The 15,730-nt window shown below is 35.9% G+C and carries 11 protein-coding genes; 6 read left to right on the top strand and 5 right to left on the bottom strand.

Annotated elements, in window-relative coordinates:
- Positions 1-67 precede the first annotated feature (67 nt).
- Together M030_RS0115200 and mnmE are read right to left on the bottom strand one after the other, a co-directional pair.
- A complete protein-coding gene (locus tag M030_RS0115200; protein ID WP_027374280.1) occupies positions 68-1,207 on the bottom strand; it encodes a site-specific integrase in 1,140 nt (379 codons plus the stop codon).
- 167 nt (positions 1,208-1,374) lie between these two features.
- On the bottom strand, positions 1,375-2,760 hold the full coding sequence (gene mnmE / locus M030_RS0115195; RefSeq protein WP_027374279.1) for a tRNA uridine-5-carboxymethylaminomethyl(34) synthesis GTPase MnmE: 1,386 nt from the start codon (positions 2,758-2,760) through the stop codon (positions 1,375-1,377).
- A gap of 700 nt (positions 2,761-3,460) precedes the next feature.
- Between mnmE and M030_RS0115190 the strand changes: the two genes are divergently transcribed.
- Positions 3,461-4,462 carry a hypothetical protein gene (locus M030_RS0115190; RefSeq protein ID WP_155860263.1) on the top strand — a complete coding sequence of 334 codons (1,002 nt, stop codon included), beginning with the start codon at positions 3,461-3,463 and terminating at the stop codon, positions 4,460-4,462.
- A gap of 18 nt (positions 4,463-4,480) precedes the next feature.
- Positions 4,481-4,996: a hypothetical protein gene (locus M030_RS0115185; RefSeq protein WP_027374277.1), complete on the top strand. Its 516-nt coding sequence runs from the start codon at positions 4,481-4,483 to the stop codon at positions 4,994-4,996.
- 878 nt (positions 4,997-5,874) lie between these two features.
- On the opposite strand, the gene M030_RS25005 is transcribed toward M030_RS0115185, so the two are convergent.
- A complete protein-coding gene (locus M030_RS25005; protein WP_051585103.1) occupies positions 5,875-7,302 on the bottom strand; it encodes a LuxR C-terminal-related transcriptional regulator in 1,428 nt (475 codons plus the stop codon).
- 407 nt (positions 7,303-7,709) lie between these two features.
- Entirely contained in the window at positions 7,710-8,180 is a 471-nt protein-coding gene (locus tag M030_RS0115175) for an Lrp/AsnC family transcriptional regulator (protein WP_027374275.1), read from the bottom strand.
- A gap of 143 nt (positions 8,181-8,323) precedes the next feature.
- Here M030_RS0115175 and M030_RS0115170 point away from each other — a divergent pair, with 143 nt between their 5' ends.
- From M030_RS0115170 to M030_RS0115155, 4 genes are all read left to right on the top strand, one after another.
- A complete protein-coding gene (locus M030_RS0115170; RefSeq protein ID WP_027374274.1) occupies positions 8,324-9,715 on the top strand; it encodes an MFS transporter in 1,392 nt (463 codons plus the stop codon).
- A gap of 97 nt (positions 9,716-9,812) precedes the next feature.
- Complete coding sequence (locus M030_RS24285; protein WP_034722732.1) at positions 9,813-10,040, top strand: hypothetical protein; 228 nt, start codon at positions 9,813-9,815, stop codon at positions 10,038-10,040.
- Between the two features lie 30 nt (positions 10,041-10,070).
- Positions 10,071-10,622: a DUF2652 domain-containing protein gene (locus M030_RS0115160; RefSeq protein ID WP_027374273.1), complete on the top strand. Its 552-nt coding sequence runs from the start codon at positions 10,071-10,073 to the stop codon at positions 10,620-10,622.
- Between the two features lie 339 nt (positions 10,623-10,961).
- Complete coding sequence (locus M030_RS0115155; RefSeq protein ID WP_027374272.1) at positions 10,962-13,124, top strand: outer membrane beta-barrel family protein; 2,163 nt, start codon at positions 10,962-10,964, stop codon at positions 13,122-13,124.
- Positions 13,125-13,416: 292 nt separating this feature from the next.
- On the opposite strand, the gene M030_RS0115150 is transcribed toward M030_RS0115155, so the two are convergent.
- Positions 13,417-15,678, bottom strand: a complete 2,262-nt coding sequence (locus M030_RS0115150; protein WP_027374271.1) for a glycoside hydrolase family 3 C-terminal domain-containing protein — start codon at positions 15,676-15,678, stop codon at positions 13,417-13,419.
- Between the last annotated feature and the right edge of the window lie 52 nt (positions 15,679-15,730).

The following is a 15,730-nucleotide window of genomic DNA, read 5'->3' as shown; positions in this document are numbered from 1 at the left end:
GATTAATCTGGATTCAACTGAATTCGCAAGCGATTTTCATTGAGTTTAAAAATAGAAAACGGAATTTTCACAACTCGATATTTAATTCCGGAATAATCTCAGCAGCTTCTTTCATTTTGCTATCTACTATTTTTGCATAAATCTGTGTTGTTCTTAATTCACGATGTCCCAGTCTTTTGGAAACCGTGTAAATATCTGCACCATTTTCTAACAACAGAACGGCGTTCGTATGTCTTGCTGAATGAAAAGTAATATGCTTAGGAACTGCAGCTCGATTACACCAACGGATAATTTCAGTATTGTAGGTCATCCCATATTTCAATCCTTTGAAAACTCTTTCTTGGGGATCTTGTCTTTCACCCAACAATTCTCTAGCTTGTTTTGAAATATAAAGATATTCTACACCATCTGTTTTTTCTTGTCGGAAATTGACTCTGGAAACATCACCTTCATCACGAACTTCTTTCCAGGTCAAAGTATTAATATCCGACCAACGTAAACCTGATAAACACGAAAAAAGAAAAGCTTTTTTCAAAACCGGGTATTTGCATTCCGCTTTTGCTAAACGTTGCAATTCATCAAAAATGAGATACTCCCTTTGGCTTTCCGCTTGTTCAAAGGATTTGACTTTTGACGCATAATTAATCGTCAAATAGCCATTATCGAAAGCGCTCCTTAAAGCAGCTTTAAACTTGTTGAAATATGAATATTTTGAGTTCTGAGAAAGTGGCAGCTCACTTTTTGTGAGAGCATCTTTTTCGAAATATCGGTGAACTTTCTTGACGAAGCTTTCATCAATTTCATCGAAAGTCATATTTTTTGGAACAATCTTTTTGAGATGTTGTAGCGTAGAAAACCAATTACCGTAATTGTTAGAAGTATCTTGTTTTCGCTTTTCTTCTGTCAGTTCAGCAAAATAATTTAGAAATACTCTTTTGGATTTTGCAGTGTTTTTTAATTCAAATCTCCCTTGCGCATATTCAGCTTTTCTAATTGCAAGTACGTTTTCTGCAAATTCTAAAGCTTCTTTATTTTCTTTTTTTTCTTTTGCAGTTTTTGGATCTGAAATTAAATAAGAATCTAAATTCTCGAAACTTCTCAAATGTTTTCGTTTTCCGTCTTCAGTAATTTCGGAACCACGATAAAACTCAATCGAAAGACTTATTCTTCCGTCCTTTAATTTTCTTTGGCTAAGTGATATTTTCATAAATTTGGTTTTGTACTACTTTGTACTACTTTTCACTTTTTCTATAGTCTTAAGTAGTACAGAAGTGGTACAAATATATAAATAAACTCCAAAAAGAGAAAATAAAATTTTTATAAATATCTGATAATCAAATAAAAGAAAGAAAAAGAAATCAAAGAAAAGCTAAATTATTTCCCGATACAAAACTTAGAAAATATATTCCCCAACACTTCATCATTTGTTACTTCACCAGAAATTTCTCCAAGATGTTCCAGAGCATTTCTTAGTTCATACGCCAGCAATTCTGTAGAAATCTGGAAAGATATAGCTTCTTTTACCTTGTTTACAGCATCTAAAGACTTTTGTAAAGCTTCGAAGTGACGTTGGTTGGTAATAACCACATTGTTTTCCTCTGATTTTAATTGCTCAACATAAGAAGATAGCTCATTTTTAAGATCCTGCATGTTTTGATTTTCCACAGCAGAGATTTTGATGAAATCAAACTCGTGAGAAATCGCATTTCTGAAAATATCTTCTACTGTTTCATATTTTGCAGGACTAACTTCGTCTATCTTTGTAGCACAAATGATTAATTTCAGATCTTCTCTTAATAAAGACTGGATCATGTCTATATCCTCAGAGAAATCTTCAGTAGCCGCATCTGCCAGATACACTAAAATATTGGCATTTTCAACCTTTTCTTTTGCCTTTTTTACTCCAATAGCTTCAATTTCATCCACGGTTTCACGCAAGCCGGCAGTATCAATCAAACGGAAAGCATGACCTTTAATGTGAAGAACCTCTTCAATAGTATCTCTTGTGGTTCCGGCAATATTACTTACAATAGCTCTTTCTTCTTTCAATAAGGCATTAAGCAAGGTAGACTTACCTGCATTAGGTTTCCCGATGATCGCAACAGCAGTACCGTTTTTGATTGCATTTCCGTATTGGAAACTCTCAATAAGGGATACTAATTTCACATCAATCTTATCTAATAAACCGCTTAATGCCGTTCTGTCTGCAAATTCTACATCTTCTTCAGCGAAATCAAGCTCTAATTCAATAAGAGAAACAAAATTTAGAAGGTCCGTTCTTAATAATGATATTTCGTTGGTAATTCCACCCTTTAATTGGTTGATGGCCACTTTTCTCGAAGCTTCATTTTCAGAGGCGATTACATCTGCAATCGCTTCGGCCTGCGAAAGGTCAATTCTTCCATTGATAAAAGCACGAAGCGTAAACTCTCCGGCTTTAGCCATTCTCGCCCCGTTTTTAATAAGAGTTTCAAGAATACGTTTTCCGATATGTGGTGATCCGTGAAAAGCTATTTCTACAGAATTTTCTGTTGTGAAACTTTTCGGTGCCAAAAATATTGAAAGCATTACTTCATCAATAGCTTCCTCACCATCCATAAAAAATCCGTAATGAATGGTGTGAGATTTTTGTTTTTCAAGCTTTTTAGCAGGAAAACTTTTCTGAACTATGGGTAAAGCCTCATTTCCTGAAACTCTGATAATGCCTAAAGCTCCTATTCCATTGGCTGTAGCCAGAGCACATATGGTATCGTTATTCATGCGGCAAATTTACAATTTAAATACTAATTTTTATAAATACAAATCATATACATGATCTATTCTTGTCAATACTAAAATCCAGCTTTTTACTTTTAAGCAAACCGGTAAGCATTCTAGATAGCAGAGAAACAAGAGTATATGGACTTAATTATTTAAGTGTTCCATAGTGGAAAAATGAAACGGGAATTATTACTAAAACAAAAGAAGTTCTGAACAAATAAGTAATGAAAAAGAAAGAATGAATGTAGAATCAAATTGTAGTAAGGAGTTTATAGGTAATTTTTGATATGAATTTAATACAATAGGGAATTTACCTTGTTATTATAAAAATATTAAAAAGAAAATTTGTTTTTTTTAATGATAACATAATATTTATGAAAATAATAGTTTATATTTAATAGAACATATTACTGTAAATAAATCGTTGGTTTCGTTCTAATGAATTGTTTATTAGTTTTGTGTTGATCTGAAATGAATGCTATTGGATGTTGTTACTAAATAAAGATAAATTTTGACACAAATTTATACTGTTAATTTTTTATTAAACGCTTGTTTGGTATGTTAATTGTTATAAGGCAGGCAGTGATGTTGAAAAGTTATTTTTTTGACATTAGAACATGGAAAATTTGTTAATTTATTATAAACGCATATGAATAGTTTAAATTTTTTTAATATTAATAAGAAATTCATTTTTTTATTAATGACTGCCCTCTACAGCGCTGTAAATGCACAGTGTATTGCTTATACGGGACAGCCGATTTTGGTAGGCAATACCTATTGTCTTAACGGAAATCTTACAGTAGGAACAAGTATCAGTATTCCTAACGGAGCAACTCTTATTATCCAGTCGGGTCAGTTGCAGTCCGTTGATATTCAGGTGAACGGATTGTTGGATATTAAAGACGGAGCAAGTGTAAGGTCTACCGGTTCCATTATTATCGGAACATTTGGATCCCAGGTGAATTCGAAGGTCAAACTTGGAAAAAAATCTTACCTTTCCCTTACGGGATCTGTTTCACAAGGAGATCCTTCTTTTATGGGAGCATTTCCCGGAACAACCTCTGTAATGGAAATGGATGCAGGAAGTGTAGTAGAAATATGCGGAACCTTTAGTCAGCAATCGACAACTTACCCTTCTGTTAACTATGTTGGCCCTGCAAACGGCAAGGCTTACTGTATAGCAAAAGCAGATGTAAGTGGGGGAGGACCCACATCTGTCATCAGTAACGACAGCCAGATTGTCGCCATTGCGATGGGTTCAGTTACAAGTCTAGGTACCGGAGGATCGAGTTTTTGTGGTCCTAATGCAACCCACACGACATGCCCTTCTCTATGGCCTCAGGGATTATCTGATGATAAAACAAGTTGTGGTAATGCACCTGTAATTATTGATGATTTTGATGGATATTGTACAAAACTACCTACCTCAGGAACACCGGACGGATTTACCAAATTCGGAATCACGGTACAGCAAAAAACTAATGCATGGCCGGAAAATATTCCAAACGGTTTTGTTGCTATGGAAGCAAAAGATAAAGGATTTGTAATTACGAGAGTTCAGCATGTGAATCAGACACCGCAACCGGGAGACGCTATTGCTGATCCGAAAGAAGGAATGCTTCTTTATGATATTCAGGACAAGTGTGTAAAGCTTTATAACGGTACAGAATGGAAGTGTATTCAAAGAAGCTGTAATGATTAATCTAATGGAAATACAATTATGAAAAATATAAAAAATATAAGTATTGCAGTTGCCTTTATGGCCTTCAACTCCTTCTTTGCGCAGGTAGCGATAGGTAAGCAAACTGTAGATGGAAACAGTACTGTATTGGATTTTGATAATGTAACAGGCAATACAAAAGGGATCATTCTTCCTGCAACTTCCGGACTTCCTTCCGGATCACTTGTGAATGGAACATTTGTTTTTGATGTTACAGATAATATTGTCAAGGTGTATGAAAATGATGCATGGAAGCCTTTGTCAGATGCAGGTAGCTCAAGTGCCGTTGTAGCGAATAATACTGCTGAAGTAGGGAAGGGAGTTGTTATGGGGGCTTCTTCAAGTACTGCAGATGGTGTATTGGTCTTAGAGTCTCAAAATAAAGCAATGATTCTTCCTAAGATAGCAACACCTCATATTAATGTGAAAAGTCCTTATCCGGGGATGATATGCTATGATACTACAAGTAAAACTCTGGCGATCTTTGATGGCTCAGTCTGGAACTACTGGAAATAATTTTTGTTACATTTACGGTAGGCGAAATCAACATATTTTACAAACAGCTATATAGAAAATATATGGCTGTTTTTTTAGTCTTACATCAGACTGAAGTATTTCTGGACCGGTAGAAGTTTTTGGCCTGAGACAGGGAGTGAAGCCGCTTGTTTTCTACTTTGTGAGAAAAACGAGAGATTACAGAGAGTGGAAAAAATGTAATCTCCCGATGGTAAACAAATAACATGTGTTTTAATATTCTATAGCTTCTTATGACGAAAATAAAACTAACCTGTCAAGCTTGCCATAATAAGTTTTAGAGATATTGATCATCTTAGCTCATTGTGTTAATTAGGCTTCTCTTTTTTGTTTGTGTTTTTAATGATATTATTTGTTCATGTTTTAAAAATCTCCCCCTCTCTGGCTTCATCATTTGTGTTTATCATTTGTGTTCTTACTTTTTACTAGATTATAAAGTGTTAATTGAGAGGAGAGAGATTATATGTATTGAAATTAGGTTTAGTTTCTGTTTGTCTTCATGACTATTTTTATAGGTTTATATTTTACATGGCAAACATATTCAATAATTCTAAAATTTTCCAAAAAACTACGTACGACATAGCTACTCTACACATACATCACTTCTGCTAATTGATTTATTATTAGGAGTTTATTTTGTAGATTGGTTCTCGCGTTGAATAGAATAATGAGAAAAAATAAGAGTAAATCTTAATTGAAACTAAATTTTAAGAGTATTTCTATGTATTCCTGCATCAATAGTGTGAGAGTGAAAATAGACCTTTTTCGAGACTTCGAGCTTTTACTCATTGCTGGTTTCTTACTATATTGAAAATCGTGCTGTCGGGCAGGATGTATGAAAGTTGAATTTAAATAAGTTGTTATAAAGAGGTAAAGAAGCTGTAAAGATCTGTTTCTGATGAAATATGGAGCTTTTTGCGAAGTCTTCCCTTTTTAGTCTGTACCGATCGATGCTGGATGAAGGTGTAGTCAGCAATATCTTTTGATGAAAAACCCAGCCAGATCATAGCGCATAACGATAATTCTGATTTGGTAAGTTGTGAATTGATTTTTAAAAGACTTAAGAATAATCCGGGATTTACTTCTTCAAATCTTTTGATGAATTTGGCATCATTGCTTTTGGCAAGGTCCAGCAATTCAGTGAAATTTTCTTTCGAAATCTTTTCCTTTGTGAGTGATTCGAGACTATTCTCTTGAAGTAGGGAAATATTTACTTTTTTATGTTTTTTATTTTTAATATATAGAAAAACAGATATACTTATGATCAGGATAATTGTTCCTATACCAATAAAAATAATACTGAGATCCTCATTGTCTTTTTGTTCAATGGCTTCCGTCAGTGAAAGATCTATAGCTTCGGTGCCCGATTGTTCCAGGGTTTTACGTAATTGCTCGGCTTTGGCAAAATATTCGGACTCTCGTTCTTTATTGTTGAGTTTCCCATAGGTTAAAGCAATCTGTTGATAAAGTCCAGGCAGTTTATTGACCCTTTTGGTTTTTACTAAAATGTCTGCAGCCTTCTTATAAAATCCAAGCGCCATTTCATAGTCTTTCTTTTCAAAAAGTAACGTGGCATAAAAAGAATAGACGATTCCTTGCCTTACCGTACCATACTCTGATTTTTTAAGAAGCTTAAGGGCATTGTTGGTATAGAGAACTGCAGAATCCATATTTTTGGATTGCCACAAATGATAATTACCGAGAAGGGAAGAGTTGATTGCTGAAGGATCTGCATCAAATCCTTTATGAAAATAGATCAGCACAGAATCTTTGTTGGTTTGATCGATAAATTCCGCTCTTTGCATATACATATTTCCCAGCAGCCAACCTTTATTATGCAATTTTTTTTCATAATAAATTGCTTTAGCATTATAGCTTAGAGCAGTACGAGCTAATCCGGTTACATAATTGAGCTGTCCGTACTCATGATATAATTTGGCATACAGAAAATCGTCGTCGAGATTCTTGATAATAGCCATGGCGGATTTCAGATAATTATGGCTGACCTTATATCTCCCCATAGTGCCATACATATTGGCAAGGTTAATATATCCCCAGGCTATCCCTTTCTGGTATCCGCTTTCTTTTGACTGTTTGATTATTTTATTATTCAGGGCTATAAGCTCAGTATCTTTACCCTCCAGCCTCAATTTTTCATTTTTCTTTGATAAGGCGGTATTGATTTCATTGATGTCAACCTTTTTGTTGCAACTGCACAAAGAAATTGCAATAAAAAGAAGTACTAGTATTTTGCGTTTTTTTAAGAAAGTATCATTTATGTCATTCATTGATTTTTTGATTTTATAATCATGTACATCATTTCAATTTGATTCCCTTCCCTAAATCAATTAGTTTTCAGAGATCTGTTGGTGTAGTTTTTCATGAACTACATGGATGCATAAATTTTTGATTTTTATGTAAGGGGGCCTGCAATAAAGTATTGACAGCTGGTAACAGCTGCCTGCATTAATAAATTTATAGGTCATCATCTCCTTTGTTATTTAATAAAATCTGTCATCTGATATAGGTTGACAAATATATACTCCTAAATTAGTAAAAAAAGCACAATACTCCAAGAGCCTTCATAGGAGCGTGGTATATGATGCTCCAACGGAATTGTGTTTTGAAGTTTAAAAAAACAAGGTTCGAAGACCTTGAACTGATATCGACTGTTCTTAATCTTCACTTCTCATTTTTAAAGGATCTGGGCACTTTCTTTAATACTGCTCATCACAAAAATACTTTTTGTCTGACCGATCCCTTCAATTTCTGAAAGTTTGCCGATGAAAAATTCATGAAATTCATCCATATTGGGAGCGAGAATTTTTAGCATAAAATCAAAATCCCCGCTGATGTTATAAAACTCTACCACCTCTTTGAGTCTACTCACTTCTTCAATGAATTTTCCTGCAGTTTTTTTATTGTGAACATTCAAAGCAATCATACAGATGACCATCATTCCTTTATTTACTTTTTTACGGTCCACTACTGCTGTGTATTCTTTGATCACACCGGATTTTTCCATTCGCTTGATACGTTCATGCGTAGGAGTGGGGCTCAGATTGATTCTTGCGGAAATATCCCGGACACTCATTTTAGCATCTTTTTGAAGAAGTCTGAGGATAGAAAAGTCTTTTTCATCCAGAGTATAATGTTCTGCTGCCATTTGTTCTGTTTTTTAAGGTTGCTGTTTATTGAAACAGTATTTTTGTTCTTTTAAATGTTTTATTATGATAATATTGTTCCAAATTTATGATTAAATTTTTATATACGTCCTGTTAATTTTAATTTTGCAGGAAATTTGAATATATGAGTACAAGGAAAAATGTAATATTAATTTTAGCATCGGTAGGAACGTTTGTGGAGGCTTTGGATATTGCCATTATTAATTTAACAATTCCTTCAATTCAGGAGCAGTTTCATATTGGGGCAGAAAAAGTTCAGTGGCTGCAGACCCTTTATGTATTATTTTTCGGTGGCTTTCTGATTATTGGCGGAAAGCTTTCGGATCAGATAGGAAGAAAGAAAATCTTTTTAACAGGTGCTCTTATTTTTATGCTGACGTCACTGGGAGCCGGGCTTTCTCAAAGTTTTGATATGTTAGCTGTATTCCGTGCTTTGCAGGGATTGGGTGCGGCGTTTGTGATGCCGGCAGCTTTATCTATCGTTACGAATACCTTCATGGAAGAGCAGGAAAGAAACCGGGCGATCGGAATTTTTAGCTCTTTTGCTGCCATCGGATCTGGAAGCGGGCTTTCAGTAGGAGGAATCATCAGTACATACCTGAGCTGGCATTGGGTATTTTTAATCAATGTTCCAATCCTTTTAATAACATTAGTGCTGTCTTACTATTATCTGCCGGCAGATGAGAAAAATGAAAACGCGCAGAAAACTGATATTATTTCCGGAATGCTCTTAGTATTGGGGCTTTTAAGCCTGACCTATGGAACTCATGAATTGCTTCACATTAAAGATCGGCCATTCCTGGTAGTAGGTTCTCTGTTTACGGCAGTATTGCTTTTAACGATGGTCTTCTGTCGGTTAAAGTCTGTTTCTGAACCCTTATTTGATTTAAAATTGTTTAAACACAGATCGCTGGTAGTTTCTAATGCCGCTTTCTTTACGCTGGGAGCATTTTTTATAGGTTTCTTATTCCTTATTTCTTTAATGCTTCAGAAAGATATGGGGTATAGCGCTGCATCTGCAGGTTTGATGCTTGTACCTTTCAGTGTGATTTCGGCTCTGACTGCAAAATTCATTTTGCCGCATGTATCAAAGCGCTTGAGTTCTTCTCAAATGGGAGTTTTAGGTTGGCTCTTTATGCTGATGGGCGGAATATTGTTGCTGACATCGTTGTACACCGGACATCCATTAGCTGTAGTGCTTCTGGGCGCGGCATGTATCTCCGGGATCGGAATGACCTTTTGCTTTACAGCTCTTTCAGTAATGGGAATTCAGGATGTGGAACCTTCCAATTACGGATTGGCATCAAGTTTGAGTTCTACAAGTTACTTCCTTGGCGCTGGAATTGGATTGTCATTCATGACTTTAATGAGTCAGGTCTTTCCTTCAGAATTTGCAGTAGGCAGCCTTAATCTTATCATTTTGATTGGCTATGCTCTTTTAGCACTGGGAATGTTAATTTATTTTATCGTAACAAGCTTAAAAGTGAAACAAACAAAAATGGCTGTTTCATCATAAGCGGCCTTAAAATTACACAAACTATATGACGAAAGAATCGGTGCTTAGGTGTCGGTTCTTTTTTTTATATTTTTATCCCTTCTACACTACTTTTATCATGAAAATACAAACCATCAGTGATCTTCACCGGGAGTTTGGGCAAACGGAATTATGCTTTGATCATTCTGATGCAGTTGTTTTTACGGGAGATATCAACCTGGGAATAAATGGTGTTGAATGGATTAAAACTAAAATACCCAACAAACCGGTAACCTATGTACTGCGCTCTATCGCTCTGTTGGCGGAGGATGCCAATAAAGTAAAACTGAACCTGCTTCGTCTGTAATGATACAGCAGGTTTTTAATCCATACTATTATGAAGACAAATATACCGGAGGGCATCATTCTTATTCCGGATTTCAGCGGATTTACAGAGTTTGTGTTCAATACAAAATTGTATACTGGTGAGTATATTGTAAGAGAATTGCTCTCTACATTGATTGATGTGAACGATACCTATTTTGATATTTCGGAAATTGAAGGGGATGCTATTTTGTTTTATCGTTATGATAAACAGCCATCTTATCATAATATTTCAGTGATGCTTCGGAAAATGAGGAATGCTTTCAATAATAAAATTGAAGAATTAAGCAAAAGCCTGAGTACTACCATTGATTTATCACTGAAATTTATTGTGCATTACGGAACATTTTCTCAGTATAACATCGGAAACTTCAGAAAATTATATGGAAAAACCATAGTGGAAGCTCATCAGCTCCTGAAAAACGAAGTGGCGGAACATCCTTCGTATGCATTATACACCCATTCTTTTCTTGAGAACAGTAAAAAGCATGATATTGATGATCATGAAGGTGAAGTTCACCAGGAAGAGGTGGGCATGATTCACTATTTTGAAAATATAAACTAGTATATTTTTTAATCCTTGTAAATTTGCTATTGCTACGTGCCCGGGGGAGATCCGGGCATTTTTGTTGATTGATAAAAAATTAAGTTAAAACATTAACTTATGTCTATAGTTTTATTAAATTAATAAAAAAATGCCATTTTTTGATAATTTAACATGAAGACAATTTATTGTCATTTATTTTGTTGCGGTATTGTTGTAATTTTCATTTTATTATTGATTTATTCTTAAGTAACAGGAGTGTTATATAGTTGAAAATTAAATATTTATTTCATTTTTTTTAATTTTCCATGTAACAAATACTTAGCGATAATGGTCTTATAGAATAAACTATAATCTCACATGAAAATAATTTTATTTCCAATCGCGGTATTAATGGGCACCTTTACTTTTGCCCAGACCAAGACTGTGAATGATACTGTAAAGGCAGAAGCGAAAGAAATTGAAGGTGTTACACTTGTTGCAAGAAAGCCGACCGTAGAATCCAAGGTAGACAGAACTGTTTTTAACGTGTCAAACAGCTCGATCTTAGCTGGAAACACAACCTGGGATGTGCTCAGAATGACCCCACTGGTAAGTATTGATAATAATGACGATGTAAAAGCTGAAGGACAAACTGTTACCGTTTACATCAATGACAGGAAATCAGTTTTTACAGGGAAAGAATTAAAAGAATATCTTAAAACGATTCCGGCCGATAACCTGATGAAAATTGAAGTTATCACCAGCCCTTCTTCCCGCTACGAAACCTCCGGATCTGTTATTAATATTGTTCTTAAAAAGAGAGATGACGAAGGAATAAAGGGAAGTATTTCCTTAAATAACAGACAGAGTACCAAAAATTCTCAATACACCAATTTTAATCTGAACTATCATAAGAAGAAGTTTACCCAGACCTTTATAGGAAGCTATAATAATGGCGATTATGTTCAAAAGAATGAAATTTTAAACACTCGCTACGAAAATAACAGGGTTTCCCAACTAAGCCTGGAATCTGAAATGAGAAATGAAAGTCCGTCTCTTTCTTCAACTTCAGAGTTTGAAATTAATGATAAGAATAATGTGGGACTTGTTCTTGAATATTTCCAGAACCGTAACCTGTCTTTCGGTGAATCCAGTGGAACAGATTCTATGAATGGAGTCTTGATTGATTCTTTTCATCAGACACAGAATACCTGGGGGTTTAGCCGGACCCTGGGAACCAATTTGTTCTATAAATACTACGATAAAGAAAAAAGCAAAATCTTAGATATTAACGTAGGAACAAACTATACCGGAAATGACAACGACAACCTGATCAATAAAGTCGGAGCTAAGACTCAGGAACTTGGCGTTATCAGTAATAATCAAATGCGGAATTATTACCTGAAGGTGGATTACACCCAGCCATTTGGAAAGACAGGAGGAACTTTCGAGGTCGGAGGTAAAATAGAAGCTAACAATCATGTGATTCCGAACAGTCTTTATGGGGCGAGCATCAGTGATTCCCAATCAGAATATTTTAATCTTCCTAGAAATGATAAGTTTCACTACGAAGATAATATCGGTTCCCTTTATGCCAATTATAGCAAAACATTTTTCAAAAAATTAGAAGCCAGGGTAGGATTAAGATATGAATATATTGATCTCAAAGTACGCCAGGAGGTGGCTGGTACAGAAAGAAGAGATTCCTACGGAACTTTTCTTCCTAATGTGCTGCTAAAATATTCTTTCTCAGATAAATATGACGTAAGCTTTACGTACAACAGAAGTATCTGGAGACCCTGGTACTCAGAATTTAACCCTTTTCTGGTACCTGATATCAACGGAACCTATTCCAGAGGGAATTTGTATTTGAATCCCAATCCCAATGACCGGCTTTATCTGAAATTTGGAATTTTAAAGAAATACTTTATCTCTGCAAGATATATGTACACGAATCAGGATTACTGGACAACTTATGTTACTGAAAACGGAAGAACGGTATCATTACCGGGGAATTTCGATGGAAAGGTCCAGAAATATTACCTTTTTGCCAATACCAATCAGAATTTCCTGAAAAACAAACTGAATGTTAATGTTGGATTTGGTTGGTACTATATTAATAACAAGGATTTTAATGAGAAAAACCAATTGGGTGGTAAAAATTATATCAGCTATTGGGGCGGTTCTCTTAACGCTTCTTATACCAACCTTTTTAACAAGAATATCAATATAAGTGCGTGGATGGAAATTGCCAATCAGAATAACGGAAATTCATACGCCAATAATACCAATGTGTTTCACAATATTTCAGTAACTAAAATTTTCCCTAAAACACAAATGGAGCTCAGTATGCAGTTGATGAATATCTTTAAAAGACCGTATGCCGATAATACAACGTATAGTCCGGACGGAACCTTCAGAGAATATTCGAAATGGGACTGGTACGGAGTATCCCTGACGTTTGTAAAACGTTTCGGAAACCAAAAAGTAAAAGAAAATACCAAAACGGATGTAGAGAAAAATTCCGGGGGTGCTAAATAAAATTATTTTGTTAAATGTGAGCGGATCTTCTTCGGAAGTCCGCTTTTTTGTATTAATAGAAAAACTTTGCATATCAATTTATCTACCGCAGGTTACACAGGTTCTGCAGATGGAAACAAGATCTGATCAATTTGCGAATCCACTAGAGGGAATATATTAGATAGAATAAAACATATAAGCACCAACAAAAAACAGATCCCCAAGCAGGAACCTGTTTTATCTTTATAAGGAAACCAAGAGATAGGGAACGCCTCATATAAATTTTCAACTTTCAACTCTCGATTTTCAACTTTTATTGTAGTGTAAACTTCAGTTTCGTCTTGATGGCATCAGAAGAATTACCGATCTGTGCTTCAAAATCTCCCGGCTCAGCGACCCAGTCGTGTTTTTGAGGATCAAAATAACTTAATGCCGTTTTATCTATAGTAAAAGAGACATCCTTCTGTTCACCCGGATTTAAATATACCTTTTCAAAACCTTTTAGTTCCTTTGCAGGACGGGGAACAGATGATTTTAAGTCACTGATGTACAGCTGAGCGACTTCAGCTCCTGCTTTTTTACCTGTATTTTTAACGGTTACCGTAAAAGTGATCGTGTCATCCTGTGACATTTTTGTCTTATCTGCTTTAGCTTTTCCAAACTCAAAAGTAGTATAGCTTAAACCATGACCGAAACTGAATAAAGGTTTAATATTCTTTGTATCGTGCCAGCGGTAGCCTACAAAAATTCCTTCATTGTATGTAATATTGATCGGGTTTTTCTGGTCTTTTCCTTTTCCTGCAGCCAACTCATCCTTTTGCCCGGGATATTCTCCAAGCTGATGCGCTGAATTATCTTCGAGCTTAACCGGGAAAGTAAACGGCAGCTTCCCTGAAGGATTGGAATCACCGGCTAAAACAGAAGCTATAGAATTTCCTGCTTCCGATCCAAGATACCAGGCCTGAACGATGGTTGGAACTTCTTTGATCCAGGGCATTGCCACTGCATTTCCTGAAACCAATATCACAGCCAGGTTTTTGTTTGCTTTTGCCAAAGCAGAAATAAGATGATCCTGATTATAGGGCAGTCCGTAGCTTTTTCTGTCATTTCCTTCACTGTCCTGAAAGTCCGCTTTGTTTAATCCGCCTACAAAAATGACATAGTCTGATTTTTTGGCTAATTCTACTGCTTCGTTCAGCAGTTCAGTTTCAGAACGGGAATCTTTCAGATCCTGTCCGGATTTTACTCCGTTATATTCACCGCCGATGTCTCCTACATACCCTCTTGCATATTGCACATCTGCCTGTTTTCCAAACCGGGATTTGATTCCGTCTAAGGGAAGAGTTTCATATTTTACTTTTAATGAAGAAGAACCTCCTCCGACTGTCATAATTTTGATGGCATTTTCTCCGATGACGGCTATCTTTTTAGCTTTTGAAATATCGATAGGGAGAACATTCCTGTCGTTTTTTAATAAAACTATCCCTTCAGCTCCGATTTCTTTAGCAACTGCTTTATGTTCTTCAGAAGCAATATTTCCGAAAGGCTTATTTCGGTTCATGGTTGTTTTATAGGCCAGACGAAGGAGTCTCGTTACTTTGTCATCAAGTTCTTTAGTACCTACTTTTCCTGATTTGATAAGGTCTAAGTAAGGTTTAGCCAGATAATAATTATCATAGGCATTTTTAGTTCCCGCAGAAAGTCCGTTGGTCCAGGAGCCGAATTCCAGATCGAGCCCGTTGTGAATGGCCTGTTCGGTATTGTTTACGGCACCCCAGTCGGAAACGACTACACCTTTATATTTCCATTCCTTTTTCAGAATATCATTTAAAAGGTACTTATTCTGGCTGGCATACTGACCTTTGTACATGTCATATGCCCCCATGATCGTCCATGAATCTCCTTCTGTAACCGCTGCTTTGAAAGGAGGAAGATAAATTTCGTAAAGAGCTCTGTCGTCAACGTTCACATTACTGGTATGGCGGAACATTTCCTGATTGTTTAATGCAAAATGTTTTACAGAAGTTGCTACCCCGTTAGACTGTACCCCTTGGATGTAAGGAACCACCATTTTTGAAGTCAGATAAGGATCTTCACCCATGTATTCAAAATTTCGTCCATTGAGGGGAGTTCTGTAAATATTGACGCCCGGTCCGAGAAGAATATCTTTTTTTCTATAACGTGCCTCTTCGCCTAAAGCTTTACCATAGTTCCATGACATCTTTTTGTTCCAGGTTGCTGATAATGCTGTAAGGGCAGGATAGGCGATGATGGAGTCATTGGTCCATCCCGCTTGATCCCATTCGTCCCACATTACTTCCGGGCGTACTCCGTGTGGTCCGTCGGTTGTCCAGAATTCAGGGATTCCTAATCTTGGCACTCCCGGTGAGCTGAACTTGGACTGTGCATGAAGCATAGCAACTTTTTCTTCCAGAGTCATTCTGGAAAGTGCGTCCTGAATACGTTGTTCCACAGGTTTTGATTCATCTAAATAAACGGGTAGAGTAGTGTTCTGAGCCATATAAGAAACAGAAATAAGGGTGAATAAACTTACGATGGCGGTCTTCTTTAACATAATGCCTTTTTATTTTGATTAAAAACAAAAGTAAAGAAAATTTTCTTTATTA

The sequence above is a fragment of the Chryseobacterium sp. UNC8MFCol genome (assembly GCF_000482305.1).
Taxonomy (GTDB): Bacteria; Bacteroidota; Bacteroidia; order Flavobacteriales; family Weeksellaceae; genus Chryseobacterium; species Chryseobacterium indologenes.
Note: the sequence above shows the minus strand (reverse complement) of the source record. Positions and strands in the feature narration are given on the sequence as shown.